This is a genomic window from Bradyrhizobium sp. 191, assembly GCF_023100985.1.
Taxonomy (GTDB): domain Bacteria; phylum Pseudomonadota; class Alphaproteobacteria; order Rhizobiales; family Xanthobacteraceae; genus Bradyrhizobium; species Bradyrhizobium diversitatis.
Window position 1 is genome coordinate 6,050,944 of record NZ_CP064692.1, and the last position, 25,375, is coordinate 6,076,318.

Genomic DNA, 25,375 nt, shown 5'->3' on the forward strand with positions numbered 1-25,375 from the left:
CGAAAGCGGCGCTTGCGGACGCGACGAAGGTCGCCGAGCTGCCAGCCCACCAACCTGCTCACAAAGGATCAAAGTTGATGACCACCGCGACAATGAAAGACGGCGCGAAGATCTACCTCAAGGATTGGGGCATCGGTCCGGTCGTGACCTTCTCCCATGGTTGGCCGCTGACCTCCGACGCCTGGGACGCCCAGATGCTGTTCCTGGCTAACCACGGCTACCGCGTTATTGCCCATGATCGACGCAGCCATGGTCGATCGGATCAGACCTGGACCGGCAACGACATGGACACCTATGCCGACGATCTCGCCACACTACTCGATACGCTCGACGTGAAGGGTGCGACGATGATTGGCCATTCGACCGGTGGAGGCGAGGTGGCGCGCTATATCGGCCGCCATGGCACATCGCGTGTATCGAAAGCAGTCCTGATTTCAGCGGTGCCTCCACATATGGCGCAGACGCCCACCAACCCTAACAGCGCGCCGATGAGCGTGTTCGACGGCCTGCGCTCAAGCCTAATTGCCGATCGAGCGGGGTTCTTCAAAGAACTAGCGATGCCGTTCTTTGGCTACAACCGTCCCAACGCAAAGGTTTCGCAGGGCCAGATCGACTCCTTCTGGCTTCAGGGCATGATGGGGAGCCTCCAAGGCGAGTATGATTGTATCAAGGCCTTCTCCGAGACCGATTTCACGGATGATCTCAGGAAGATGACGATCCCGACCCTGCTGCTGCAGGGCAATGACGATCAGATCGTTCCTATCGACATTGCCTCCAGGCGTTCGGTGAAGATCCTGCCGAACGCGAGCCTGAAGGAATATGCCGGTGCTCCGCATGGCCTGTGCGTCACCCACGCCGACCAGGTGAACGCAGACCTGTTGGCCTTCCTCAAAGGATGACGGGGACGAAGTCCTCCTGCCGATCGACCGGCGGCAAAGTGGATATGTCGCGCAGCACTGAGTGAGGCGAAAGATGAGCAAGGCACAACATGAACTTCCGATTCTCGTGACCGGGGCAGCTGGACGGATCGGCTCGGTGGGCCGCTCCGTGACGGAGCTGCTTCTCGCCCGTGGGTTCCGGGTACGAGCGCAGGTTCGTGTGGACGACGAGCGGGCCGCAACGTTGCGCGCGCTCGGTGCAGAAGTCGTGGTTGGCGATCTGCTTGATCTTATGGCGGTACATCGGGCGATCGAAGGGTGCGAACGTCTCTGCTTCGCAATGTCGGTCGCGCCGACCTATCTCGAAGCGGCTGTCAACGTCGCCGTCGTCGCGAAGCACCACGGCGTAAAGGCGTTCGTCAATCTCTCTCAGATGACCGTCAACGAGATGGACATTTTCAATACGACCCCTAGCCCACAGCAAAAGCAGCATTGGTTGGCGGAGCAGATATTATCCTGGTCCGGGCTGCCAGTGGTGGAGGTACGACCAACGGCCTTCATGGAAGGGCTACTGCTTCAAACCGCGAAAACCGTCTCCATGCAGGACAAGATCATGGCGCCTTTTGGAAGGGGCAAGAACTCAGCCATCGCTGCAGCCGATGTCGCTCGGGTGATCGCCGAGATCTTGAGCGAGCCCACCGAGCATATCGGCCAGACCTACCATCTGACCGGCCCGGTTTCGCAGGACATGGACGCGGTTGCACGCGAGTTCTCGGCCGCGCTTGGTCGCACGATCTCGTACGTCAACGTTCCACTTGAGGTCATGAAGGGGCAACTCGCCGCCTTCGGAATGCCGCCGCATGTCGTTTCGCACGTGGCGACCATGGCGGGGCTACATCAGGACAACCGGTACGATCGGTTCAGCAATGATGTCGAAAGGCTGACCGGCATACGTCCGATGAGCGTTCGGGAATTCGTGCAGAAGAACGCGCATGCGTTCGCACCGGTCGCGCCTTCGAGCGCGGCTCAATAAACGGCATCGTAGACAGGGGTACGGCTTCGCAAAGGAGCGTGGTTGTGAGGGCACGCAACCACCGATACCGACATTCACTTCAAGTCACGATCTGCCAAGATGGTCCCTCGGGGGGAGCTCCTCGCGTCCCGAACGCAGTGTATCTGCAATCGACAATGACTTTGCAGAGATTGCTTACTCGTTCGAATGAAACAGAATCGGAATTTCGGTTCGGACGCGCATATCGCGCTGTAAGATAAAGGAAAATTGGCGCACCCGACACGATTCGAACGTGTGACCTTTGCCTTCGGAGCAAGATAACGTACCCGTCCGAAAAGTGCGATAGGGCACGCTATGCCACGCTATCCAGCTGAAGCAACTGGATATTCTCGATCCCACAAGCGACGTTCCTATCCGAAAACACGCGCCGATTTTCTCCCGCCTGCTTACGCGTTGCTTACTTGGGAGATCGCGCCCGGAACGAAGGAACGTCATGGTCAAGATCACGAAGAGGGTTGTCGAGGCGGCGAATGCCGGAGAGAAGGATTACCTAATCTGGGACGACGAACTGCCGGGCTTTGGACTCCGGGTCTTTAGTTCCGGAAAGCGCAGCTACGTCATCCAGTATCGAACGAGAGGTCGGTCTCGTCGATACACAATTGGGCTTCACGGAGCCTGGGCACCAGAAACGGCACGCCGAGAGGCAAGGGTGCAACTCGGTCGGGTCGCTGGGGGTGATGATCCCGTCGAAGATCGCCAGCTCGATCACAAGGCGATCACCGTGAAGGAGCTATGTACCCGCTATCTTGCCGATCTCCAGGCCGGCCTCATACTGGGAAAGGGAGGGCGACCGAAGAAGGCCTCAACGATCGTCACCGACACTGGCCGTATCGAGCGTCACATCATTCCGCTCATAGGGACCCGGCGGGTCAAGGATCTCACCAAGACCGACATCAGTAAGGTCCTCAAGGACATCATGTCCGGAAAGACGCGGGTTTCGGTCAAGAATAAGAAGCTGCGCGGAAAGGCCATCGTCCGAGGCGGCGCTGGAACGGCCACGCGTACCGTTGGTCTTCTCGGCGGCATTCTTACCTACGCCGTCGAGGCAGGGATCATCGAGAGCAACCCGGCACATGGCATCCGCAAGCCAAAGGACAACGTGCGAAAGCGTCGACTGTCGGAGGCGGAGTATCGAATTTTGGGTGGGATGCTCCGCGAGGCCGCCAAGCAGGAGAAATACGCCACAATCGTAGACATTGTCCGTCAAATTGCGCTGACCGGCTCCCGGCGAAGCGAGATGATCGGCCTGAAATGGACGGAGGCGGACACCGAGGCGAGTTGCTTGCGGTTGGAGGACAGTAAGGAAGGCGAATCCATCCGTCCCATTGGGCTGCCTGTCGTCGAGTATCTTGAGCGACGGCGCACCGATGATGTCGGCACATTCGTTTTCCCGGGGCAGGGCGAGGACAACGCGTTCGGCAGCTTCCCGAGCCACTGGAAGCATATCTTCGAGAACTCCCCGCTGTCGGATGTGACACCGCACGTGCTCCGTCACAGCTTCGCAAGCATCGCCAACGATCTCGGTTTTACCGAGGTAACCATCGCGGCGCTCGTTGGTCATGCCAAGGGCTCTGTGACGAGCAAATACATCCATACGCTTGACACCGCGCTCATCATGGCTGCGGACACCATCTCGGGCTACATTCAAGGACTCCTTGACGGCATTGAGTTCAAGCAAACCGCCTACGCGTTGGATCGTGATTCACGCAAGGCTGCATTGGCCCGATTTCTAAGGCGGGCTTCGGACGCCGATTTTGAGAAGGGCGAAGAGGAGCGACGCTTGGCTGCCTAGGTGCTGCGCCAAGCCGGTCATTTTGCCTCAGACGCGAGAGCCAAACCCTGACTTGAGAAGCAGAGACTCAGCCAGGTTGGGTTCTTAGCGCTCCCGCTACTTATTCTTGCGATTTTCTACGCCAGCCCACTGTTGCCTGCGATATAGCCCGCTCGGTGGGAGGGTTGAGGAAAGGTCTTCGCGCAATGAATATGCCCATGTCGGCTAAGTGCTGCCAAATGCGGGCATCAGCCGAGCTTACGCGATTGCGTCGTAGAGTCCGCACGAGCCTTAGCTTGCGGGTTTGAAGATCGGCCGGCGGAACCTCAACTGGCCGTCGTCCATGCTCGCGAATTCCGGGCCCAGTTTCCCGCTAATGCATGCGATGGTGCCCAGACGGAGCGTTCGACGTGTATCCCCTCAAATCGGCATATTGCTTCATCTGGTCCGGCGACAGGATTTTCGCCGTTCCGAGATGGTATTTGAGGTGTGCGTTTCGCAGTTCGGCCTGGGTTGCGCCGATATTCGCGGTGGCGTCCTTCAGCGCGTCGGGCGTGATGGAGCGGCTGACGAATTGCTGGTCGAGCGCGCCTTCCTGCTCGATCAGCCTGGTCCCGATCGGGGTGGATTCCGCTTTCATGGATACGAACAGTTTTTGAATCCGTTCCTTTTGCGCGGGCGACAACGCCAGTCGCTCGGATAATTCCAACACATGCGCAGGGCCGGGGTAGCCGTTCAGTTCGGCGGCGAGAGCCAGCCCCATGCCCCGGCCGGTCCTGAGATCACCGATCTGCTGTGTGGAGAGCGCCTTGATCGAGCGGGTTTGCATCCCGGCGTAAGGGGACTGCGCCGGCGCGGCGGTCGCGGCGAGGATCAGGATAGTGATCGTGGTAGCGACGGCCTTCATAATATTCTCCTCCGGATACGAGTTCCGATCCTATCAATCCGCATGACGATGTTGACCATCGCGACTGCATCAGGGACATGATTTCAATCATATGCCTCCCCGAATCCTCTGGAATAACTTCCGCTATCGAAGTGGAGGGATAGGAGAGGCACGATGAACCGATTAAGTATCGTGGTTGTCACGACAGCATCGCTAATTCGTAAGCGTAGCGCTGCGGCCCTTTCGATTGGCGCTTGACGCCTATTTTGATCGCAGCTTGTGCCGTCTTGGCTTCCAAATTCCGGACAATGCGTTGACGGCGGCCTCGAGCGCCTTCCGGTCGACGACGTCGGGATCGAACTGTTCGGGCCCCCAGAGGCGCATACATTCGTGCTCTGGATGTGCGGGGTCGCTGATGGCATCGAGGTATTCGACATAGCCGGGCGCACCGCCGACGTCCTCCGGAGGACAACGACCGGCGGCCTCGAGCAGGAGGGGAAGTCCCTCTGTCGTCGTGTTGTCGAACCATTTTTCAAGCTTGATCACATGATCCCAGCTGTCGCCGAAGTCATAGAGATAACGGATCGTCTTGGCGCCGGTCTCTTGAACGATATTGGAGAGCCGCGTCTTGCGGGCATCGATAGGCTGGGGGCCAAAATCACCGTCGGGATCAGGGATGCCCCAACGCTCTTCGCCAGCATGGAACTCGAAGAGGTGGCTATTTGTCCAGCCAAATGCCGCCTGAAGCGTCAAATGCAGCCGATCAAGGCGCAGGGTGACAGGTACGACAAGGCGACGCATCACTTCCGGTTTCACGTCCTTGAGGGTCACTCTGATCCGGACAGCGGTCGTGTTGAGGCTCATGCTGCCAACCTTGGATCGTGAGCATGCATCATGTAAGTCGATGCCCAGGGAAGCAGCTCATCCAGTTGTGACGCAGGCCAACCATTGACAAGCTTCGCGAGGACGTCGGAGAGCCAGCGCTCTGCACTGACGCCATTAAGCTTACAGGTCTCGATTAACGAAGCTAGTAACGCCCAACTCTCGGCCCCCTCGTCACAGCCGGCAAAAAGGGAGTTCTTGGCGTTGAGCTTGATCGGCCGCATCGCGCGCTCGACCGCATTCGTGTCCATCTCGATGCGCCCATCATCAAGGTAGAGCGTCAGGCCGTCCCAATGACGCAGCGCATAACGCAAAGCCTTCGCCGTGTCGCTCTTCTGTGCAAGGTGATCAAACTGCGCCTCAAACCACTGCTTCAAGGCTGCGGTTAAAGGCCGGGCATGCGCTTGTCGGCCTGCGCGGCGCTCAGCATCAGATCGGCCACGTAGTACTTTCTCGACCGCGTAGAGTTGGGCGATGCGCTTGAGGGCCTCGCGGGCAACCGGAGCCGGTGCCGGAGAGGCCTCGCGCTCGATCTTCACAAACTGGCGTCGCAGATGCGACCAGCAGAAGGCAAGCGTCGCGGACAGTGCGTCCGAACGCGTCTCTCGGGTCATGGTCTTGTAAGCCTCATAGCCATCGCAATGGATGATGCCGCGATAGCCCTCAAGCAGCCGCAAGCCATGAACGGCCCCACGGCCCGGTGCATAGGCGTAAACCACGCCAGGTGGGTCAGGTCCGGCCCAAGGCCTGTCATCACGCGAGAGCGCCCAGAAGTAGCCGGTTTTGGTTCTGCCGCGCCCCGGATCCAACACCGGCGCCGGGGTCTCATCGACACAGAGCTTCGAGGAGGCGAGCAGAAGCTCTCGCAGACGATGCCACAAGGGCTTCAATTCCTGGGCGGCATAGCCGACCCAGAAGGCGAGCGTGGAACGGTCGATGGCGATACCGTGCGTCGCCAGCATCTGCGCCTGGCGATAGAGCGGCAAATGCCAATGATACTTGGCGTCGATCACTTGTGCGACGAGCCGCTCGGTGGGCAATCCACCCCTGATCAGTCGCTCGGGAGCGGCGTGCTGGAGGACAACACCGTGACAGGCGCGGCAGGCCAGTTTGGGCCGGCGGGTCACAATCACCCGGTATTGCACCGGAACGACGTCGAGCCTCTGACTCTCATCGCGACCAATCTCAACGAGATCGCCTTTGCAGGAGGGGCAGCAGGTTTCAGCCGGCATCAGGGTTTCGATGATGCGGGGCAAATGCTCCGGCAGCTTGCCACGATTGGCCCTGTGCTTGGCAGTTCTCTTCTCGCAGGTTCTGGGATTGGCGCGATCTTCGGCTGCTTCGAGAGCCGCGACGGCCTCTTCGATGTCTTCTAGAACAAGCTGAAGTTGATCAGCGTCCAGCTTTTCCGACGATCGACCGAACTGCGCATCTTTCGCAAGCTTTAGCAATCGCTCGAGCCTGGCGCAGCGATCCAGCAGAGCCGCGGCAAAGACACGCAACTCGGCTGGATCGGTCGGCAGCTCATCAGGCAAATCACTCATTGGCCCGAGTCTGCCATGCTTCGCGCCTCGATGCAGCGAAGATTTTATTCCCTACGCAAGTGCTTTCGGTTGCGGGATTCTAGGTGCGTGCATGCGTGTCCAATCCATGCCGGCCAGAAGCGCGGACAACTGCGCGGCATTCATGCGCATCATGCCGGCCACGATGGGAGGCCATTTGAAGCCGCTGCTATCGAGCCGCTTCCAGTACATCACCAGGCCGGTGCCATCCCAGACGACAATCTTCACTCGATCGGCGCGCTTCGCCCGGAAGACCACCGCCACACCCTTCATCGGGTCTTGGCCCAGCGTCTCCTTCGCCAAGAGCGCCAAGCCATCCGCACCCTTTCTGAAGTCCACAGGTTGGGTCGCAACGTAAATCGTGAGGCCCGCGGGTGGCGTCAGCATGAACGTGTCCGTCGCAGAGCCGTGAACACGTCACTTAGCACCCCAAGGCCAGGCGTCCCGCGTACCTCTACCCGTGCACCCTGGAACTCGACCATAACAACAGCTGCTTCCGCCGATACGGAGGGCTCCGCAGCCGCGGGTAGCGACGATTCCGACACCAAAGGCACAAACGATAAGGTATCCGCCGAAGCCGGCAGCACCAACTGGCCCAAACGCGCTCGGCGCCGCCAGTCATGCACCTGCTGGGGCCGGCAGCCATGGCGGCGGGCGACATCTGTGACAATCGCGCCCCGCTCGAAGCTTTCCGCGGCAATCTGTGCCTTCAAATCGTCCGGCCAGCGCTTTCGACCTGCACCAGTATACACTTCGATACGCGGCGACGGTCGTCTTATGTCGTCCGAATGGTCGTCCATTGTGAGCACCCTTGCAGAAGATGACTCTTCTAACGGTGCTCCCAAGACAGCGCACAAACAATCTGAACGGCCGCGGCGCTACGCTTACGCTAATTCTGGGAATTCCGCCGGCTATAACGACGGCTGTCGGCCAACAAAATGCCCAACAAACTTCGGACGCGCAGCGTGTCAACGTCGCGAGTCAAGCCTTCATTGCGGCGATATCGGCGCGCGACATCGGTGCAATGGACAAGGTCTGGGCGCACGAACCTTACACGACCTTCATTGGTCCGCTCAGCACAACGGTGGTAACCGGCTGGGACAGCGTCAGGAAAGCCTGGGAGATGCGCTTCAGTCAGTTTGATCGAGTAACAATCACGGTGTCAGAATCCCACGTTCGCACCAATGCGAACGCCGCGTGGGCCGTTGGAATCGAGAAGGTGGAGCTGCTACGCAAGAATGGCGACAAGCTAAGTTTCGATGCTTTCGTGACGAACGTTTTCGAGAACCGCGACGGTCGCTGGCTCTTGGTGTCTCACCAGGCCACTCCGATGTTCGGGGAGCCCAGGGAACTCGCGAGCCGACCCTGAAGCTGGCAATCATGCGCCGATCGACCTTTTGAGCAGGATACGGGCATCGTCGCGTTCGATCGCCCCGGCTTGTTCAAGGCCGGCGAGCGTTCTGTAGAAGACCTCACGGGTCAAGCCAAGCTCGCCGGCGATGTCCTGAAGCTGGCTTCGCAGCTCGACCGTCCGGCCGTCGGGCCCGGCGTTCAGATCGAGGTAGAGCATGACGCGCTCCTTGGCAGAACGGACCTTCATGATCTCAATACGGTGCCGGAGCTCTATCACTTGATGCGATACGAGTGACAGGAAGGACATGGCGTTTGCCGGATCCGCGCGAAGGGCGTCGAGCACCGCAGCCTTGGGGTATACGCGCACTTGTGACGGCTCCGTTGCCACAGCATCACAATGGAAGATGTCGGCAAAAAGCGCCGCTTCAACGAAGAACTTGCCGGACGAAGTCGTGCCAACGACCAATGACCTGCCGTCGAATGTTTGCCGCTCCAACCGCAGGCGTCCTGCTTCGACAAAATAGATAGCGGTGACTTTCTCGCCCTGTCTGAACAGCGCCTCATTTCGAGCGAGCGAACGTCTTTCAAGGGTTTGTTCGTCGAGTCCTAGCATGGAGCGTCCCTACTCCAGATCGAGCCAGCTCCAAGAAACGCAAGGCCTGGTTATCAAACCCCAACAGTAACGCGCAAGAAGGTCGCAGGAATGGAAGTTGCTCCCTTGTCGAGGCTCTTGTTTTGGCTGTTGAACAGAACCTCCAGTTCCTTCTGAAGATCGGCGACCCGACCATTTTTTTCTGCAGCTTCAAATGCATTCATGGTCGGTCCATAGTACGTTCTGAATAGACCCAGGAGCTCTGAAGGTGTGCCGGGAAAGTTAAAAAGATAGGTGTCCCTGACAAACGCTATGTTTTCCTTGGCAATCCCCGCGCCCCCAAATCGCTCTATCACATTGTTCTCAATCCCCCACGTCACGGGGCTAATGAAGCCTTCCGGCGGGGGAGGCGAGTATGAGGCGCTGATTTTCAGGATTTGCGCGACCAATGTCGGATCATTCGGAATCCAGTTTCCCATAACGATCCGACCACCGGGCCGGGTTACCCGCACCATCTCCTTGGCGACGTCAAACGGCTTTGGCGCAAACATGGCTCCAAAGATGCTCACGACGAGGTCAAAAGTTTTGTCTTTCAGCTCGTGCAGATTGGATGCATCGCCTTCCTGAAACTTGCAATTGGTGAGGCCATGGTCCTTTGTACGCTTGTTGCCAGCTTCCACAAGGTTCTGAGCGATATCGACACCCAGCACGTCCGCTCCAAGTTTTGCCTCCGGTAACGCCGTCGTTCCGTCGCCGCATCCGAGATCCAGAACCTTGAGCCCTTTGGTGATTCCGAGGCTCCTGACCAGTGCCTCTCCGCTTTCTCTCATGCTCTGCGCAATGCGGGTGAAGTCGCCGTTTTCCCAAAGTGCTTTGTTTGGATTCATTGGAGTACTCCCTCTGATTTAATTGCCCGTGGCGGCCGCTTGCGCGAGCGATCGTCTTTCAAGGGGCCGTTCGTTGAGTCCTACACGCTAAGTCGCCGCAAAAGGGTATTCAGGCCACGGCTTCGATCGGCAAACCCGCAGCCTTCCATTCGGGATAACCATCCTCAAGTCGACGAACGAGATAGCCGCGCGCGCGAAGAGCCGCGACCGCCTCGAACGAGAGAACACAATAAGGGCCACGGCAATAGGCGATGATTTCGCGGTCCGCCGGAAGTTCGGTCAGGCGATGTTCGAGCTTGCCAAGCGGGATGTTGCGGGCGCCGGGAAGATGTCCGAGCGCAAACTCATCTTCGGGCCGCACGTCGAGAACCGTGACGAGGCCATCACGCAGCCGGGAGATCAACTCCTTTCTCGACACGGCCTCCAGCGCATCACGGGCGTGGAAGTAGTCGGTCATGATGCGATTGATCTCGGCCACATTGCGCTCGCCCACGCGCCCGAGCGCCCGCATCAGCTCAACCACCTCATTGCTGCCGGCCAGCCGGTAGAGCACGTGCTTGCCGCGACGCTCGGTATCGACGAGGCGCGCGCGCCGAAGGATCTGCAGGTGTCGCGAGGTGTTGGCGAAGCTCAAGTTGGCCCTCGCGGATAGCTCTTCGACACTCCGCGATCCCTGGGCGATGTGCTCCAGCAGTTCCAGCCTGTGGGCGTGGCCGAGCGCCTGCGCCACTTCAGCCAGCCCGGCGAAGATCGCTTGCTTTGGTCCGCTGCTTGACACGGTCTCTTCTCAATGAAACATTCAGCAGAATGATTGAATCAAATTACGTCAGGAAATTCGGGAGCGCAAGCCATGATTATCCGTCAATTCCTGCACCAGGATCCGGTTGGCATCTCTTACCTGTTCGGCTGTGGCGGGCATGCGACCGGCGCGGTCGTCGATCCGGTCGGCGATATCGAGCCCTATCTGCGCGCGGCAGAAACCGCCGGCATGCGCATCCATTTTGTCATCGACACCCATGTTCATGCTGACCATCTCTCTGCCGGCCGACAACTCGCCGAGGCTTCTGGCGCCGAATATGTGCTCGGGTCGCGCGCAGAAGTTTCGCGTCCTTTCAGGGGAGCCCGCGACGAAGAGGTGCTTCCCCTTGGCAACGTCGCTGCGAAGGTGCTGCACACGCCCGGCCACACGCCGGAACACATCTGTATTCTAGTGACCGATCGAACCCGGGCCGACGAGCCCTGGTTTGTGCTGACCGGACATACCTTGATGGTTGGCGACCTCGGCCGGACCGAGCTCGCGGTCAGCGCCGAGCAGGGCGCCAGAGATCTGTTCCAGAGCGTCCGCCGGCTAAAGGCACTGCCGGACCACGTCGAGATTCTGCCCGGTGCCTATGCCGGCTCGGTGTGCGGCCGTCGCCTGAGCGGCAAGCCGTGGTCGACCATTGGCTTCGAGAAGCGCCACAACGAGGCGTTCAGGATCGAAGAGCAAGCCGAGTTCATTCGCTTCATGCTCGCCGAAATTCCGCCGGCTCCGCCCGAGGCAGCCGCATTGAGGGCTGCGAATTCCGGTGCGACGGCCGCGGCCGCCTGACCGATGAGCGAAGCGCCGACGGCTTCCATGGAGAAAGGCTCGCGCGTCAGGCTCGGACTCAAGGAAAACTGGCAACAGTTTGCGCTGCTGATTCTGATCAATGCCTTTGTCGGAGGCATGGTCGGAATCGAGCGAACGGTGGTGCCGCTGATTGGATCCGAAGAGTTCGGCATTGCCTCGACGACGATCGTCGTGTCCTTCATCGTAAGCTTCGGCGTCGTCAAGGCGCTTGCCAATCTCGTCTCCGGGCAACTCGCCGATAGCTGGGGCCGGAAACATGTTCTCGTTCTCGGCTGGCTGGTCGGGCTACCGGTCCCCTTCATGATCGTATGGGCCCCGAGTTGGGGATGGATCATCGCCGCCAACGCGCTGCTCGGCATCAATCAGGGACTTGCCTGGTCGATGACGGTGATCATGAAAGTCGATCTGGTCGGACCGAAGTCACGCGGCCTTGCCGTCGGCCTCAACGAATTCGCCGGCTACCTCGCCGTGGGCGTCACGGCCTTCTTGACCGGCTATCTCGCCTCTCGATACGGCCTCCGACCCGTCCCGATCTATCTCGGGATCGGTTATGCGGTCCTGGGCTCCTTGTTGTCGGTCATGTTAGTCCGCGACACCCGTGAACATGTTCGGCTCGAAGTCACCGGTTCTTCGAAACAATCAACGCTATTGAGCTTTCGGGAGATTTTCCTTCTCACCACGTTCCGTGACCGTAATCTCTTCGCTGCATCCCAAGCTGGCCTCGTCAATAACCTCAACGACGGCATGAGCTGGGGTATCTTCCCATTGTTCTTCGCTTCATTCGGCCTCGGCGTCGAGCGTATCGGTATTTTGAAGGCGATCTATCCTGCCACATGGGGAATCCTGCAGGTCGCCACCGGTCCCTTGAGCGATCGCTGGGGCCGCAAGGGCCTGATCGTCGCCGGCATGTGGATCCAGTCAGCGGGCCTTTTCCTCACCGCCGCGACGCGCCAGTTCGAATGGTGGCTTGTGGGCAGTCTTCTGCTCGGCCTCGGCACGGCAATGGTCTACCCTAGCCTGATTGCCGCCGTCTCCGACGCCTCACATCCGACCTGGCGTGCGCGCTCGCTCAGCGTCTATCGGTTCTGGCGCGATCTCGGCTACGCGATCGGTGCGCTTGCCGCTGGCATCATTGCCGACATTTTCGGAATGGCTTGGGCAATCGGGTCGATTGCTACCTTGACCTTTCTCTCGGGAGCCGTGGTCGCGCTGGTGATGCGCGAGCAAGCACCTGGCACAAAACCTTGATGGAGTCCTGCCGTGAACACTCTCTTCATTCTCAACGATCCGCCCTTCGGTACCGAGCGTGTCTACAACGGCCTGAGGCTGGCGCACGCGCTCGCCAAAAAGGACCCACAGGCGGGCGTGACCGTGTTCCTGATGGCGGACGCGGTCACATCCGCCAGATCAGGCCAAAAAACGCCTGATGGGTTCTACAACGTCGAACGAATGCTGAAGCGCGTGCTCGCCGGCAACGGCAAGGTGCTGTTGTGCGGTACTTGCATGGACGCGCGCGGCCTCGACGAAGCCGCCCTCATGCCGGGCACGCGCCGGAGCACCATGGATGAACTCGCGACGGAAACGGCGACGGCCGACAAGGTTCTGGTATTTTGACCTTGCAGCCCATCTATCTCGACTACAACGCAAGTACGCCAGTCGATCCGGCGGTCGCCGCTGCGATGATACCATTTCTTTCTGAGAGTTTTGGTAACCCGTCGAGCGGGCATTGGGCGGCTGCGCCGGCGAAAGCCGCTATTGAAGGCGCGCGCGGGAAAATCGCGGCTCTGCTCGGCTGTCACGAAGATGAGGTAATATTCACCAGCGGCGGAAGCGAGGCCAACAATCTTGCGCTCAAAGGCGTGTACTATGCGCGACGCGACATCGGCGATCACATCATCACGACCCGGGTCGAACACCCCGCGATCATGGAGCCATGCCGGTTTCTTGAGCGGCTAGGCGCGCGGATAACTTACCTGCCTGTCGATGGATTCGGGCGCGTCTATCCCGATGACCTGGTTCAGGCCATCACGCCGCGCACTATTCTTGTCAGCATCATGCACGCCAACAACGAGGTCGGCACCATCCAGCCAATCGACGAATGCGCGCGCGTCGCCCGCGAACATCGCGTGCTCTTTCACACCGACGCCGCTCAATCTGTCGGCAAGATTGCAACCGACGTCAACGGATTCGGCGTCGATCTGCTGTCGATCGCCGGACACAAGCTCTATGCGCCCAAGGGCGTCGGCGCCCTGTTCGTACGCCGTGGCGTCCGGCTGGAACCGCTCCTTCACGGGGGCGGACACGAGAGCGGGCGGCGCGCTGGCACCGAGAGCGCGTTGCTGGCGGCCGGTCTCGGCAAGGCCTGCGAACTGGCGCGTAATCTCCCGTCGATGGACCGGGTGCTCGCCCTGCGCGACCACTTCTGGAGCGACCTTCAGGAACGTTTCGGCAATCGCATCGCCCTCAACGGACACCCTGCGCATCGTCTGCCGAATACGCTCAACGTTTCCTTCATTGGCCGCGTCGGTGCGGAGATACTGGATCGGCTGGACGGTGTCGCAGCTTCGACAGGTTCGGCATGTCATGCCGGGCGTATCGAGCTATCGCCGGTCCTCGAGGCGATGGGCGTCGCGCCCGAAGCAGGCATGGGGGCCATCCGCTTCAGTCTCGGGCGCGGGACGACGCGCGAGGAAATCGCCTCGGTTGCGGAGCGCCTTAGTGCTGTCCTCTAATCCGTATCCGTGCCGCTCCGGCGGGTCGCCTGCATGTGCTCTCGCTGTCACGCGTCAGGAATCGGATAATAGTCTTCTGCGGTCCTCATATTCCGCACGATCGATTTCACCGCGCGCAAAGCGGTGCTTGAGGGTGTTGAGGGGGGTGTCTCGTCCCTGTGTGCCGGATTGCCATCCAAGACCGAGCGCGCGCAACGCCCACGCGATAATCAGGACCGTCAGGACGACAAAAACGATCATCATGATCGGACCGAAAATCATGCCATACCAAGGTGCAGGAGAACCGTCCCACCAACCATACATCATGGCTTTGCTCCGTATTGAGCGGACTGTTGAGCATGTAAACCTTGATAGGGCTTACCTCTTTGATCTGTATCAAGGTGGATACTCCCCGAGAAACCGTCCCTCAAACAACCATGCAGCTCTACAATCGAAATACCGGGAGTACCAATGCGCAAACCGAGATTCATAGCCGAACAAGGCCGCAAGCCGTCTGGCCTGCTCGGTCGGATCGTTGCGCGCGTGATGGCGAAGGAAACGGCCGACGAAAATGCGTTCGCCCTGGAACTGCTGCAGCTTCAACCCGAGGATGCCGTGTTGGAGATTGGATGCGGTCACGGGGAAACCCTGGCAAAGGCGGCCAAATTCGTCTCGCGCGGTTCTCTGTCTGGAATAGACTTCTCGCCGGTAATGCACCGACACGCGACCCGCCGGCATCGGCGGTTGGTGGCCGAGAAGCGATTGGAGTTTCATCTCGGAAACAGTGACCGGCTGCCGTTCGCTGACCAGTCGTTCGACAAGGTCTTCGCTGTCCATACGATCTATTTCTGGAAGACGCCGCTCGATCATCTCGCCGAAGCACGCCGGGTGTTGAAACCGGGCGGCCGTTTCGTTCTTGGTTTCCGTCCAGCGGAAGATGCCGGGTTTCAGGCGACGTTCCCCAGCGAAATCTACCACATCAGGCCCGAAGCCGAAGTCGCTCAATCGGCAAGAGACGTCGGCTTCGAAGCGGTCGAACTTCGCCGGCATAAACGCGGCGCTTTGCAAATCAGTTTCGTGATTGGCGCACGCGCGCAAGATCAGCCGGCCTGAGGACAGTCATGCCATCCATCCTGGACAATAAAAACACGGCGGCGCCGTCGGTCTTTCTTCCGGCCGCGTTGTTGCGCGAGGCCCGCCGGCAAAAGGGATTGCCGACCGCTGATGTCCCCTCGATCTGCATTCTCGATCCCGATGGCGACATGGTGCGACGGCTGCGGGAGAGCGGCGAGGCCGAGCCTTTCAAGCCGTGGGCCTGTTACCATACGCAACTCGATACGTTCACCCTTTCCGGCCAGACGGTCGGCGTGGTCGGGTGCGCGGTCGGCGCACCGTTCGCAGTGCTTGTCGCCGAGCAGCTTTTCGCCAGCGGTTGCCGCTTGCTGATCAGCGTGACTTCTGCCGGACAGATCACGGCGAGCACACCGCCGCCTTATTTCGTCATCGTCGACCGGGCGCTGAGGGACGAGGGAACAAGCTACCACTATGCTGCGCCCGCCGAATACGCCGAAGCCCAGCCGTTGCTGGTGAAGATGGCGGCCGATGCGCTCGGTGGCGCGGTACAACACGTGCTTGTCGGTGCGACGTGGACGACTGATGCGCCGTTTCGGGAAACGGCCGATGCAATCGATCTGGCGAAATCGAAGGGTGTGCTGGCCGTCGAGATGGAGGCCGCCGCGCTTTATGCGTTCGCTGCTTCGGCCAAGGCCCAAGTGCTATGCCTTGCCCATGTCACCAATACGATGGGACAGGCCGGCGACGATTTTGAGAAGGGCGAGGCCGACGGCACGCGGGATGCGCTTGGGGTGCTTGCGCGCCTTGTCGAGGTATTCCGGACGCTTGAGGACGCTTCATAACCACGCCCGGCCAACCGCGTCGACGTCTTCCGCTTCAAATCGGACTCAGACACCGCTCATTCTATCGTTGCAGCCCTTGGGGGGTCTAAAGGTCGCCTTCCTTTCGTGCATTGCTGGGCTCGCTCGAAAATCGTGCATACAGCGCGGGCAGAACAAAGAGCGTCAGCAACGTCGCGCTGATCAGACCTCCGATCACGACGGTGGCCAAGGGTTTCTGTACCTCGGCTCCGGTCCCTGTTGCGATGGCCATCGGCACGAATCCCAAAGAGGCGACCAGCGCGGTCATGACGACAGGGCGCAGGCGGGTAAGCGCACCAACGACAATGGCCTCCTGTTTGGATACTCCGTCATGGATGAGCTGTCTGATAAAGCTCAACATCACGAGTCCATTGAGAACGGCAATGCCGGACAGCGCGATGAAACCGACGGCTGCCGAAATCGAAAAAGGCATATCGCGCAACCATAATGCCGCCACTCCCCCGGTAAGCGCCAGGGGAACGGCGCTGAACACGATTAGCGCGTCGCGGGCAGAACCCAGCGCGCCGAAGAGGAGCAGGAATATCAGCCCAAAACAGAGCGGCACGACAATCGTGAGCCGCTGCCGCGCCGCGGTCAAATTCTCGAACTGACCGCCCCAAGCCAACCAATACCCGGCAGGCAACGTAACCTGCTCTGCGATCCTGGCTTGTGCCTCATCGACAAGCGAGCCGATGTCGCGACCGCGCACGTTGGCCGTCACCACCACGCGCCGCTTGCCGTTTTCCCGGCTGACCTGATTGGGGCCTTCGCCCACATGGAAGCTCGCAAGTTGACGCAGCGGAACGGTGACCGCCCCGGTGCCCGACCCCGTTTGTGGCAGGGTGACCGGCAGATTTTCCAGCGCCAAGACTTCGCTGCGTTGCGAATCGGCAAGTCGGACAACGATCTGGAAACGGCGATCGCCCTCGAACACGAGCCCGGCAGGGCTGCCACCTATGGCGACGCCGACAACATCCTGCACGTCAACTAGGTTCAAGCCGCGACGGGCGATTTTCTGCTTGTCGATTCTGACCTCCACAACCGGCAGGCCTTGCACCTCCTCCACCTTGATGTCGGCCGCACCCTCGATTTCCTTGAGAATGGCGGCAATCTGGTTGGCCGCGCGCAGCATGGAGGAAAAATCGTCGCCGAAGACCTTCACTGCCAGGTCCGCGCGCACACCGGCAATCAGCTCGTTGAAGCGCATCTGGATGGGTTGGGAAAACTCAACTTTGTTGCCAGGGGATTTCGATGCCTCGGCTTCGAGCTGTCGAATCAATTCGTCCTTGGGCATCCGTGGATCGGGCCATTCGTCCCGGGGCTTCATGATGACGTAAGTGTCCGCCGCATTCGGCGGCATCGGGTCGGCTGCCAGGTCCGGCGTGCCGACACGGGAAAACACAAATGCGACCTGCGGCAGTTGGCTGACGGCCTTCTCGATGCCGAACTGCATGTTTTGCGATTGCGCAAGCGACGTGCTGGGAATCCGCCTGACTTCCATCACGATATTCTTCTCGTCGAGCGTTGGCGTGAACACCTGGCCAAGCCGTGCGAACAGCAGGGCCGCCCCGACGCACAGGAAGATCGCGGCGGTGATCACCACGATGGGTGATCGTGTCGCCGCGCCAAGCGCAGGTTGATACAGCGTCTTCAAACTGCTGACGATGAAACTCTCGGTCTCCTGCACGCGTGCGCTGACGAAGATCGCGATCATTGCTGGCACGAAGGTCAACGAAAGCACGAAAGCCGTGATCAGGGCGATAATGACCGTCATGGCCATCGGTTCGAACGTCTTGCCCTCCACGCCGGTGAAGGTCAGGAGCGGAACGTAGACGAGAATAATGATGGCCTGCCCGTACACGGTCGGCCTGATCATCTCGGTCGCTGACATCGTCACGGTGTCAAGACGCTCGCTCAACGACAATGTCCGGCCAAGATCACGCTGGCGTTCCGCCATGTGTCGCAGGCAATTCTCGGAGATAATGATCGCGCCATCCACGATCAGCCCGAAGTCCAATGCTCCGAGACTCATCAGGTTCGCACTGATCCTGCCCTGAAACATGCCAGTCGCGGTGATCAGCATGGTGACGGGAATGACGATGGCCGTCACCATTGCCGCGCGAAAATTGCCCAACAGCAAGAACAGCACCAGCACCACCAGCAGCGCCCCTTCGGCGAGGTTCGTCGCCACAGTGTGGATCGTGGCATCGACGAGTTGCGTGCGATTGAGCATCGTGCGTGCGCGGATGCCAGGCGGCAGGCTGCGGTTGACCTGGTCGAGCTTGCTCGCCGCCGCGGCCGCGACGGTCCGGCTGTTGCCGCCGACCAACATCAGGGCCGTCCCGAGCACCACCTCGCGCCCGTTCACGCTTGCACTGCCGATTCTCAGTTCGCGGCCAAGCGCTACCTCCGCCACATCCCTGATCCGCACAGGCACGGCGTGGCGGGTCGCGACGACGATTTCCTTGATCTCGCCGAGGTTCTCGACGCGCCCGCTGGTGCGCACCACATAGCCTTCGCCGTTACGTTCGATAATGTTTGCGCCACGGCTGACATTGTTGGCTTCGATGGCATGCACGACTTGGCCGAACGACAGCCCGTAGGCGATCAGGCGCGCGGGATTCGGTTGCACGACGTACTGCTTCACATATCCGCCGATCGCGTCGGCGCCCGCTACACCCGGCACGGTCTTCATCTGAGGACGGATGATCCAGTCCTGCACGGTCCGCAAATAGACGGTGCGTTGAAATTCGTCGGCGAGGCGCTCGCCTTCGGGCGTGAGATACGAACCGTCGCTCTGCCATCCCGGCTTGCCGTCGCGGGCCGAACTGGTATCCCCGGCGGGCAGATACTCCACCGACCACCAATAGACTTCGCCGAGCCCCGTCGAGATCGGGCCCGTCCGAACGTCGACACCGGGCGGCAGGCTCGCCTTTGCTTCGGTGAGGCGCTCCGCTACCTGCTGGCGCGCGAAGTAGATGTCTGTCCTGTCGGTAAAGACGGCGGTGATCTGGGCAAAACCGTTGCGCGAAAACGAACGGGTCGATTCCAGACCGGGCGTGCCGGCAAGGGCCGTTTCGATTGGAAATGTGACCTGTTTTTCGATCTCGACGGGCGAGAGCGCCGGAGCCAGGGCGTTGATCTGAACCTGGACGTTGGTCACGTCAGGAACGGCATCGATTGGCAGCTTGGTAAGAGACCACACGCCGGACAGCCCGGCAGCAAGCGTCACGAGGAGAACCAACCACCGGCGACGTACGGATGCGGCGAGGACGTATTCGATCATCTCCTCAGTCCTCGGCGGAGGACTTGAGGAGTTCTGCCTTGAGCAAGAACGTGTTGGTGAGGGCAATGGTCTCGCCGACTTTCAAACCCGTCAGCACCTCGGCCAGGCGATCGTCGCTGCGGCCCGTCACTACCGCGCGCTTTTCGAAACCTTCCGCGGTGCGGACGAACACGGCTTTTCCGGCACCGATGGTCTGGATGGCATTGGTCGGCACGGCGACGGAAACCGGCTGTTCGGCGGTCGCGACCGCCGCCGTCACAAACGATCCCGGCCGCCAGATGCCGCTTCCATTGGCAACGTCGGCGACCACCCGCGCCGCGCGCGAGTCCTTGTCGACAAGCGGAGTGATGAAGACGACCTTGCCGTCGGCCTTTTCCGCGATTCCGCGCGCCGCAATTGACACGGGCTGACCTTCCTTGATGGCGGGGAGATCGGTCGGACTGACTGCGAGCTCGACCCAGACACGATCGAGATCGACAATCACGAACAGTTCGGTTTCCAGATTATCCCGTCCGACCGCTGTGCCGAGATCGACCTTGCGCTCGGCCACGCGGCCTGCCATCGGCGCGCGAACCTCCTGACGGCGCAGCAAGGCTTCCGGCTCGTTTGGGAGAGCCGCGATTTCGCTTTCGCTGAGACCGAGAGCGAACAACTTCTGGCGAGAAATATTGAATTTCATTTCAGTTTGCGCAGTCAAACTCCGGGACCTGAGAAACTGTTGTTCGGTGGATGCGCGGCCTTCCCACACCATTTTGTCGCGCTGGAACAATGTCTGCTGCAACTCATTGGCGAGGCGCGCGGCGAGGTATTCGCTTTTTGCATCGGCGACCTCACGGCTTTCGAGGATGGCGAGCACTTCGCCTTTGGTCACTGGATCGCCGATATTCTTTCGCAGCTCCGCCACAGTGCCAGACAGTTTCACGGCCACCCTCGCGATCCGGTCGGCGACCGGCATGATCGTTCCGGGAACGATGATGCGGTGGGCGAGGATGCCGCCTTCGACCTGTCCCAGATCGATGTGCGCTTCCGTCAACTGCTCGTCGGTCAAGCTGACGAGCGCTTGCTTATCGTCGGGCGCCTTGCTGCCTTCGCCACGCGGCTGCTCGGGCGATTGCACTGTGCCTGGCCCAAAGGCCAATCCGGCGAGTTTGCGTACGGTTTGCGGAACGCCGGGCGCCAGGCTTGCGACGGCGATCCCGACTGCAAACCCGAGACCCACAAATGCCAACCGCGCCACCTTCAAGCGTACGGTCATTTGCTTAACATACCTGCGGCGCCGCTGGCTTGCCTCGCTGATACCGGCAGTATGACCGCCGTCGAAGGGCGAAGTTCGGAGACGGCGTGGCGGATGATCTGGACACCGCCGGAAATCCCCAGCGCGGCCATGATCGCTGCAACGATGATATCCGGCCAACCCGTGCCGGTTCCAAACACGCCCGCTGCCGCCAACAGCACGGCGAGATTGCCAATAGCGTCGTTACGCGAACATATCCAGACCGAGCGCATGTTGGCGTCCCCGGCGCGGTAGCGGAAAAGCATGACGGCCACGGCAGCATTGCTGACGAGCGCAAGCGTGCCGACGACACCCATCACCTCTGCTTTCGGTAGAGTCCCGGACCGCGCCTGAAAGGCCGTGATCCCGATCACCCAGAAGGCGAGCGCCAGCAAAGTGATGCCTTTCAAAAGCGCCGCGCGGGCTCGCCAGACCAGAACCATGCCGGCGACCCCGAGGCTGATGGCGTAATTCGCCGTATCGCCGAGAAAGTCCAGTGCATCGGCCTGCAAGGAAGCCGAACCAGCCGCGATGCCGCTTCCGATCTCAGCCAGGAACATAACCCCGTTGACGGCGAGGGCGATCCACAAGACACGGCGCCACGCGGAGTTATTAGGCCCTGGCCCGCCAGGGGAACACGAAACGTCATTGCAGCAACCCGCCATGCTTCATCCTCGACATGTGAGCTCAAATCCTGCATCCTCTAGTGACTAGAGGAGCAAGGGAAAGGTCCAAAAATGGGCGAGGAATGCCCCATCGGCGAGGTTGCTAGGCGTACCGGACTCAAGGTGCCGACGATCCGTTACTACGAGCAGATTGGCCTCCTGCCACGCTTGCCGCGGTCCGAAGGCAACCGTCGCTGTTACCGCGACAGTGACGTCCGCCGCCTTGTCTTCGTCCGGCACGCGCGCGAGTTGGGTTTCGAGGTCGAGGCTATCCGCACCTTGCTCACATTACAGGACCAGCCCGAGAACTCCTGCGGCCAGATCGACGCCCTTGTCGGCGAGCACCTTGAGGCCGTCGATAGCAAAATTCAGCGGCTCGTCGCACTTCGTGGGGAACTTCAGCACATATTGGCGTGCTGCAAAGGAGGTCGCGTGGCTGAGTGCCGCGTCATCGAATCAATTTCCAACTGCGAAGCCCCAAAACACGCGCCTCAGAACTAGAGAACATACGAATTTTGTGCCGCCGTGCTTCCAACTCGGATTTGGCGTGAGCGGCGGCCCGCGAGCGCGCCAATCCAGCCGCTTACGGTTCTTAGACTGGCGAGTTTCTGACCGACATGCTTACTCGGTCGAATGAGGCGAAGCTGGAGTTTCAGTCCGAGCGCACATATCGCGCTGTAAAATAAAAAAAAACTGGCGCACCCGACACGATTCGAACGTGTGACCTTTGCCTTCGGAGCAAGATAACGTGCCCGTCCGAAAAATGCGATAGGGCACGCCAGACTACGCTATCCGGCTGAAGCAACTGGATATTCTCAACAACACAAGCGACGTTCCTATCCGAAAACACGCACCGATTTTCTCCCGCCTGCTTACGTCCTGCTTACGCGAGAGATGATGCCCGGAACGAAGGAACGTCATGGTCAAGATCACGAAGAGGATTGTCGAAGCGGCGGATGCCCGAGAGAAGGACTACCTGATCTGGGACGACGAACTGCCGGGGTTTGGACTCCGGGTCTTTAGTTCTGGAAAGCGCAGCTACGTCATCCAGTATCGAACGGGAGGTCGTTCTCGTCGCTACACAATTGGCCTACACGGAGCTTGGGCGCCAGAGACTGCCCGCCGAGAGGCAAAGGTGCAACTCGGTCGGGTCGCTGGGGGCGATGATCCCGTCGAAGATCGCCAGCTCGATCACAAGGCGATCACTGTGAAGGACCTGTGCACCCGCTATCTCGCTGATCTGCAGGCCGGCCTTATCCTGGGAAAGGGAGGGCGACCGAAGAAGGCCTCAACGATCGTCACCGACACAGGCCGCATCGAGCGTCACATCATTCCGCTCATAGGCACGAGGCGGGTCAAGGATCTCACCAAGACCGACATCAACAAGGTTCTCAAGGACATCATGGCCGGAAAGACGCGCGTTTCGGTCAAGACGAAGAAGCTGCGCGGGAAGGCCATCGTCCGAGGCGGCGCTGGAACGGCCACGCGCACCGTGGGTCTCCTTGGCGGCATTCTCACCTACGCCGTCGATGCGGGTATCATCGAGAGCAACCCGGCTCATGGCATCCGCAAGCCAAAGGACAACGTGCGGAAGCGTCGGCTCTCGGAAGCGGAGTACCGAATACTGGGTCGGGTGCTCCGCGACGCCGCCAAGCAGGAGAAATACACCACGATCGTGGATATCGTTCGTCAGTTGGCGCTGACGGGCTGCCGGCGTAGCGAGATGATCGGCCTGAAATGGACGGAGGCCGACACCGAGGCGAGTTGCTTGCGGTTGGAGGACAGTAAGGAAGGCGAATCCATTCGTCCAATCGGATTGTCTGTCGTCGAATATCTCGAACGACGTCGCACCGACGACGTCGGCACGTACGTCTTCCCGGGGAAAGGTGAGGACAACGCGTTCGGCAGCTTCCCGAACCATTGGAAGCATCTCTTCGAGGATTCCCCGCTACCCGATGTGACGCCGCACGTGCTCCGTCACAGCTTCGCGAGCATCGCTAACGATCTCGGTTTTACCGAGGTAACCATCGCGGCGCTCGTTGGTCATGCCAAGGGTTCGGTGACGAGCAAATACATCCATACGCTTGACACGGCCCTTATCATGGCCGCGGACACGATCTCCGGCTACATTCAAGGACTCCTTGACGGCATCGAGTTCAAGCAGACCGCCTACGCGTTGGACCGCGACTCACGAAAAGCCGCGCTGGCCCGCTTCCTCAAGAGGGCTTCGGGTAGCGATCCAGACGAGGTCGAAGAGGAGCGCCGCCTGGCCGCCTGGGTGGTGCGCCAAGCCTGTCATGCAACCTCAAACGAAGCGGATGTCTTTGTTGAGGTGCGCGGGCCGCTGGGACCGATCGGCTGCGACACCCAACACGTTTCGTCGATCCGCGGTAACGACAAGCTGAGAACCATTCGGCCGTGCGCGACCTTGTCAACGCTTCGGGCAAGCCAAGTCAAGAATCACAAAGCAGCAGCGATATGAACTAGGGTCTGTTTGGATTCATCTTGAGTTTGTCACGGCGGCGGTCAGATTGATCATTGCTTCGAAGCTCAAATCGGTTTTGTCGGCGCGCATGGCGATCCGCTTGAATTCCTTGAGCTTGCAGAAGAAATTTTCGATCAGATGCCGCCATTTGTACATTTCCTTGTCGATGGCGAGAGGCTTGGCGCGACGTGGGTGCTGGGAAATGACCACCTTGGCGCCGCGCTTGTCGAGGTCGGCGATGATGGCATTGCTGTCGAACGCCTTGTCTGCGATCAGCGCATCGAAGGCCAGCCCTTCGATAAGCGGCGAGACGCCGACCGTGTCGAAGCGCTGGCCGGGCAGCAGCACGAAACGCACGAGATTACCGAGCGCGTCGGTAAGTGCCAGGATTTTGGTGGTCATACCGCCTTTCGAGCGGCCGATGGCTTGGTTTTGCGTCCCCCTTTTGCGCCCTGTCCGTGGCGGTGGACTTTGACGATGGTGGCATCGACCATGACGTATTCCATGTCCGGCTCGTCCGAGACCGCATCGAACAGACGCTTCCAGACACCTGCCTTCGCCCAGTCGCGGAAACGCGTGTATACGGTTATCCAGTTGCCGAAGGCGCGCGGCAGATCGCGCCATGGGCTGCCTGTCCGGGCGATCCACAAGACTGCTTCGACAAATAGCCGGTTGTTCTTGCCGCTCCGGCCGGGATCAGCCGGCTTGCCAAGACAATGTGGTTCCATCTTCGCCCATTGGGCGTCAGTCAAAACGAATCGGTTCATCCCAAGCTTGAATCACAGCCAAGCCCAAATGAGAATCCTGAATCCAAACAGGCCCTAGCCGACTATGAATGGGACGCGATCAAGCCGATTCTGCCCCAACAAGCCGCGTGGAGTTCCTCGGGTGAACGATCGCCGTGTTCTCAATGGCATTTTCTGGGTCCTGCGATCCGAAGCCACCATGGCGCGATCTGCCGGATGCGTTCGATCCCTAAACATCTTGCTAAAACCGCTTCGTTCGCTGGCGGCGGCCCGGCGTGGAGTCGTATCATAGACGCACTTGGCGCCGCCCATGATGCCGCTGTACAGATGATCGACACCTCGATTGTCCGCGTGCATCAGCACGGTGCATGCATCACTCGGAACGGAAGACAGCCATGGGGCGGGTTGACGAGCAAGATTCATGCGGTGGTTGATGCCAATGGCCTGCCTGTCCGGCTCGCGCTGACGGCCGGTGAGGCCCACGACAATTGGCTTGCCGGCAAACTTCTGTCTCACCTAAAGTCGATCGATGCTGCTTGCCGATCATGGCTATGACGCCGACTGGATCAGAGAACTCGTCGTCAACTAGGGAGCATGGCATCTCGCCGAAAAGCAGTCGCAACAAACCGATTGCTTCAGTCCCTACCTCTATAAAGCCCCGCAACCTCGTCGAACGCTTCAACAGAATCAAGCAGAGCCGTCGGATCGCGACGCGGTACGACAAGCTCGCCGCGGAATGACCTTGCCTTTGTCCAGCTCGCGTCGATACGAGGCGGCCTC

General features: G+C 60.1%; 25 protein-coding genes and 2 pseudogenes. 13 read left to right on the forward strand and 14 right to left on the reverse strand.

Going from position 1 to position 25,375, the window contains the following annotated elements; genetic code table 11:
- Window positions 1–77: 77 nt before the first annotated feature.
- The 3 genes from IVB23_RS28265 (at window position 78) to IVB23_RS28275 (ending at window position 3,742) form a co-directional block, all read left to right on the forward strand.
- Entirely contained in the window at window positions 78–899 is an 822-nt protein-coding gene (locus IVB23_RS28265) for an alpha/beta hydrolase (RefSeq protein ID WP_247800825.1), read from the forward strand.
- A 73-nt stretch (window positions 900–972) separates the two neighbouring features.
- Window positions 973–1,911 carry an NAD(P)H-binding protein gene (locus IVB23_RS28270; RefSeq protein ID WP_247800826.1) on the forward strand — a complete coding sequence of 313 codons (939 nt, stop codon included), beginning with the start codon at window positions 973–975 and terminating at the stop codon, window positions 1,909–1,911.
- Window positions 1,912–2,383: 472 nt separating this feature from the next.
- Window positions 2,384–3,742 (forward strand): site-specific integrase, encoded by a 1,359-nt coding sequence (locus IVB23_RS28275; RefSeq protein ID WP_247800827.1) that lies wholly within the window; start codon window positions 2,384–2,386, stop codon window positions 3,740–3,742.
- Window positions 3,743–4,094: 352 nt separating this feature from the next.
- Here IVB23_RS28275 and IVB23_RS28280 read toward each other — a convergent pair whose 3' ends face one another.
- The 5 genes from IVB23_RS28280 to IVB23_RS28300 all read right to left on the reverse strand — a co-directional run bounded on the left by IVB23_RS28280 (window position 4,095) and on the right by IVB23_RS28300 (window position 7,851).
- A complete protein-coding gene (locus IVB23_RS28280; protein WP_247800828.1) occupies window positions 4,095–4,628 on the reverse strand; it encodes a hypothetical protein in 534 nt (177 codons plus the stop codon).
- Between the two features lie 240 nt (window positions 4,629–4,868).
- Entirely contained in the window at window positions 4,869–5,471 is a 603-nt protein-coding gene (locus tag IVB23_RS28285; protein ID WP_247800829.1) for a plasmid pRiA4b ORF-3 family protein, read from the reverse strand.
- Window positions 5,468–7,033, reverse strand: coding sequence for an IS66 family transposase (locus IVB23_RS28290; protein WP_247800830.1), 1,566 nt, complete (start codon window positions 7,031–7,033; stop codon window positions 5,468–5,470). Before IVB23_RS28290 ends, IVB23_RS28285 begins: the two co-directional genes overlap by 4 nt.
- Window positions 7,034–7,084: 51 nt before the next feature.
- A complete protein-coding gene (gene tnpB, locus IVB23_RS28295) occupies window positions 7,085–7,438 on the reverse strand; it encodes an IS66 family insertion sequence element accessory protein TnpB (protein ID WP_247342129.1) in 354 nt (117 codons plus the stop codon).
- Window positions 7,432–7,851, reverse strand: a complete 420-nt coding sequence (locus tag IVB23_RS28300) for a transposase (protein ID WP_247800831.1) — start codon at window positions 7,849–7,851, stop codon at window positions 7,432–7,434. Before IVB23_RS28300 ends, tnpB begins: the two co-directional genes overlap by 7 nt.
- A gap of 20 nt (window positions 7,852–7,871) precedes the next feature.
- Between IVB23_RS28300 and IVB23_RS28305 the strand changes: the two genes are divergently transcribed.
- On the forward strand, window positions 7,872–8,420 hold the full coding sequence (locus IVB23_RS28305; RefSeq protein WP_247804980.1) for a nuclear transport factor 2 family protein: 549 nt from the start codon (window positions 7,872–7,874) through the stop codon (window positions 8,418–8,420).
- Between the two features lie 9 nt (window positions 8,421–8,429).
- On the opposite strand, the gene IVB23_RS28310 is transcribed toward IVB23_RS28305, so the two are convergent.
- From IVB23_RS28310 to IVB23_RS28320, 3 genes are all read right to left on the reverse strand, one after another.
- The gene (locus IVB23_RS28310) at window positions 8,430–9,017 is read right to left on the reverse strand and encodes a Crp/Fnr family transcriptional regulator (protein WP_247800832.1); all 588 of its coding nucleotides are present in this window, start codon (window positions 9,015–9,017) and stop codon (window positions 8,430–8,432) included.
- Window positions 9,018–9,070: 53 nt separating this feature from the next.
- A complete protein-coding gene (locus IVB23_RS28315) occupies window positions 9,071–9,883 on the reverse strand; it encodes a methyltransferase domain-containing protein (protein WP_247800833.1) in 813 nt (270 codons plus the stop codon).
- 109 nt (window positions 9,884–9,992) lie between these two features.
- Complete coding sequence (locus IVB23_RS28320; RefSeq protein ID WP_247800834.1) at window positions 9,993–10,661, reverse strand: metalloregulator ArsR/SmtB family transcription factor; 669 nt, start codon at window positions 10,659–10,661, stop codon at window positions 9,993–9,995.
- Window positions 10,662–10,733: 72 nt separating this feature from the next.
- Here IVB23_RS28320 and IVB23_RS28325 point away from each other — a divergent pair, with 72 nt between their 5' ends.
- Genes IVB23_RS28325 through IVB23_RS28340 form a run of 4 tightly spaced genes read left to right on the forward strand, consistent with a single transcriptional unit; the run spans window position 10,734 to window position 14,227 of the window.
- Window positions 10,734–11,474 carry an MBL fold metallo-hydrolase gene (locus tag IVB23_RS28325; protein WP_247800835.1) on the forward strand — a complete coding sequence of 247 codons (741 nt, stop codon included), beginning with the start codon at window positions 10,734–10,736 and terminating at the stop codon, window positions 11,472–11,474.
- A gap of 3 nt (window positions 11,475–11,477) precedes the next feature.
- On the forward strand, window positions 11,478–12,743 hold the full coding sequence (locus tag IVB23_RS28330) for an MFS transporter (protein WP_247800836.1): 1,266 nt from the start codon (window positions 11,478–11,480) through the stop codon (window positions 12,741–12,743).
- A 12-nt stretch (window positions 12,744–12,755) separates the two neighbouring features.
- Window positions 12,756–13,109 carry a DsrE family protein gene (locus IVB23_RS28335; protein WP_247800837.1) on the forward strand — a complete coding sequence of 118 codons (354 nt, stop codon included), beginning with the start codon at window positions 12,756–12,758 and terminating at the stop codon, window positions 13,107–13,109.
- Between the two features lie 2 nt (window positions 13,110–13,111).
- Entirely contained in the window at window positions 13,112–14,227 is a 1,116-nt protein-coding gene (locus IVB23_RS28340; RefSeq protein WP_247800838.1) for a cysteine desulfurase family protein, read from the forward strand.
- Window positions 14,228–14,281: 54 nt separating this feature from the next.
- On the opposite strand, the gene IVB23_RS28345 is transcribed toward IVB23_RS28340, so the two are convergent.
- Complete coding sequence (locus IVB23_RS28345) at window positions 14,282–14,533, reverse strand: SHOCT domain-containing protein (RefSeq protein ID WP_247800839.1); 252 nt, start codon at window positions 14,531–14,533, stop codon at window positions 14,282–14,284.
- A 144-nt stretch (window positions 14,534–14,677) separates the two neighbouring features.
- Between IVB23_RS28345 and IVB23_RS28350 the strand changes: the two genes are divergently transcribed.
- Window positions 14,678–15,319, forward strand: coding sequence for a class I SAM-dependent methyltransferase (locus IVB23_RS28350; RefSeq protein WP_247800840.1), 642 nt, complete (start codon window positions 14,678–14,680; stop codon window positions 15,317–15,319).
- A gap of 8 nt (window positions 15,320–15,327) precedes the next feature.
- Window positions 15,328–16,122 carry a nucleoside phosphorylase gene (locus IVB23_RS28355; protein ID WP_247800841.1) on the forward strand — a complete coding sequence of 265 codons (795 nt, stop codon included), beginning with the start codon at window positions 15,328–15,330 and terminating at the stop codon, window positions 16,120–16,122.
- Window positions 16,123–16,207: 85 nt separating this feature from the next.
- Here IVB23_RS28355 and IVB23_RS28360 read toward each other — a convergent pair whose 3' ends face one another.
- From IVB23_RS28360 to IVB23_RS28370, 3 genes are read right to left on the reverse strand one after another with little or no spacing between them, the layout of a single operon-like run.
- Window positions 16,208–19,426, reverse strand: coding sequence for a CusA/CzcA family heavy metal efflux RND transporter (locus IVB23_RS28360; RefSeq protein WP_247800842.1), 3,219 nt, complete (start codon window positions 19,424–19,426; stop codon window positions 16,208–16,210).
- Window positions 19,427–19,430: 4 nt separating this feature from the next.
- Window positions 19,431–20,681 (reverse strand): efflux RND transporter periplasmic adaptor subunit, encoded by a 1,251-nt coding sequence (locus tag IVB23_RS28365; protein ID WP_247800843.1) that lies wholly within the window; start codon window positions 20,679–20,681, stop codon window positions 19,431–19,433.
- Window positions 20,678–21,289, reverse strand: a complete 612-nt coding sequence (locus IVB23_RS28370; RefSeq protein ID WP_346659119.1) for a cation transporter — start codon at window positions 21,287–21,289, stop codon at window positions 20,678–20,680. Before IVB23_RS28370 ends, IVB23_RS28365 begins: the two co-directional genes overlap by 4 nt.
- Window positions 21,290–21,436: 147 nt before the next feature.
- On the opposite strand from IVB23_RS28370, the gene IVB23_RS28375 reads away from it, so the two are divergent.
- Entirely contained in the window at window positions 21,437–21,865 is a 429-nt protein-coding gene (locus tag IVB23_RS28375; RefSeq protein ID WP_247800845.1) for a helix-turn-helix domain-containing protein, read from the forward strand.
- 193 nt (window positions 21,866–22,058) lie between these two features.
- Here IVB23_RS28375 and IVB23_RS28380 read toward each other — a convergent pair.
- Window positions 22,059–22,154 (reverse strand): annotated as a pseudogene (locus IVB23_RS28380).
- Window positions 22,155–22,283: 129 nt separating this feature from the next.
- Here IVB23_RS28380 and IVB23_RS28385 point away from each other — a divergent pair.
- Window positions 22,284–23,846 (forward strand): site-specific integrase, encoded by a 1,563-nt coding sequence (locus IVB23_RS28385; protein WP_247800846.1) that lies wholly within the window; start codon window positions 22,284–22,286, stop codon window positions 23,844–23,846.
- A gap of 18 nt (window positions 23,847–23,864) precedes the next feature.
- On the opposite strand, the gene IVB23_RS28390 is transcribed toward IVB23_RS28385, so the two are convergent.
- Window positions 23,865–24,616, reverse strand: a protein-coding gene (locus IVB23_RS28390; protein WP_247800519.1) for an IS5 family transposase whose coding sequence is annotated in 2 segments (ribosomal slippage) — window positions 23,865–24,286 and window positions 24,286–24,616 — 753 coding nt in all. Because the reading frame shifts where the segments join, the coding sequence is not laid out codon by codon here.
- 78 nt (window positions 24,617–24,694) lie between these two features.
- Between IVB23_RS28390 and IVB23_RS28395 the strand changes: the two are divergent.
- Window positions 24,695–25,366, forward strand: a pseudogene (locus IVB23_RS28395) (IS5 family transposase); the annotation flags it as partial.
- Between the last annotated feature and the right edge of the window lie 9 nt (window positions 25,367–25,375).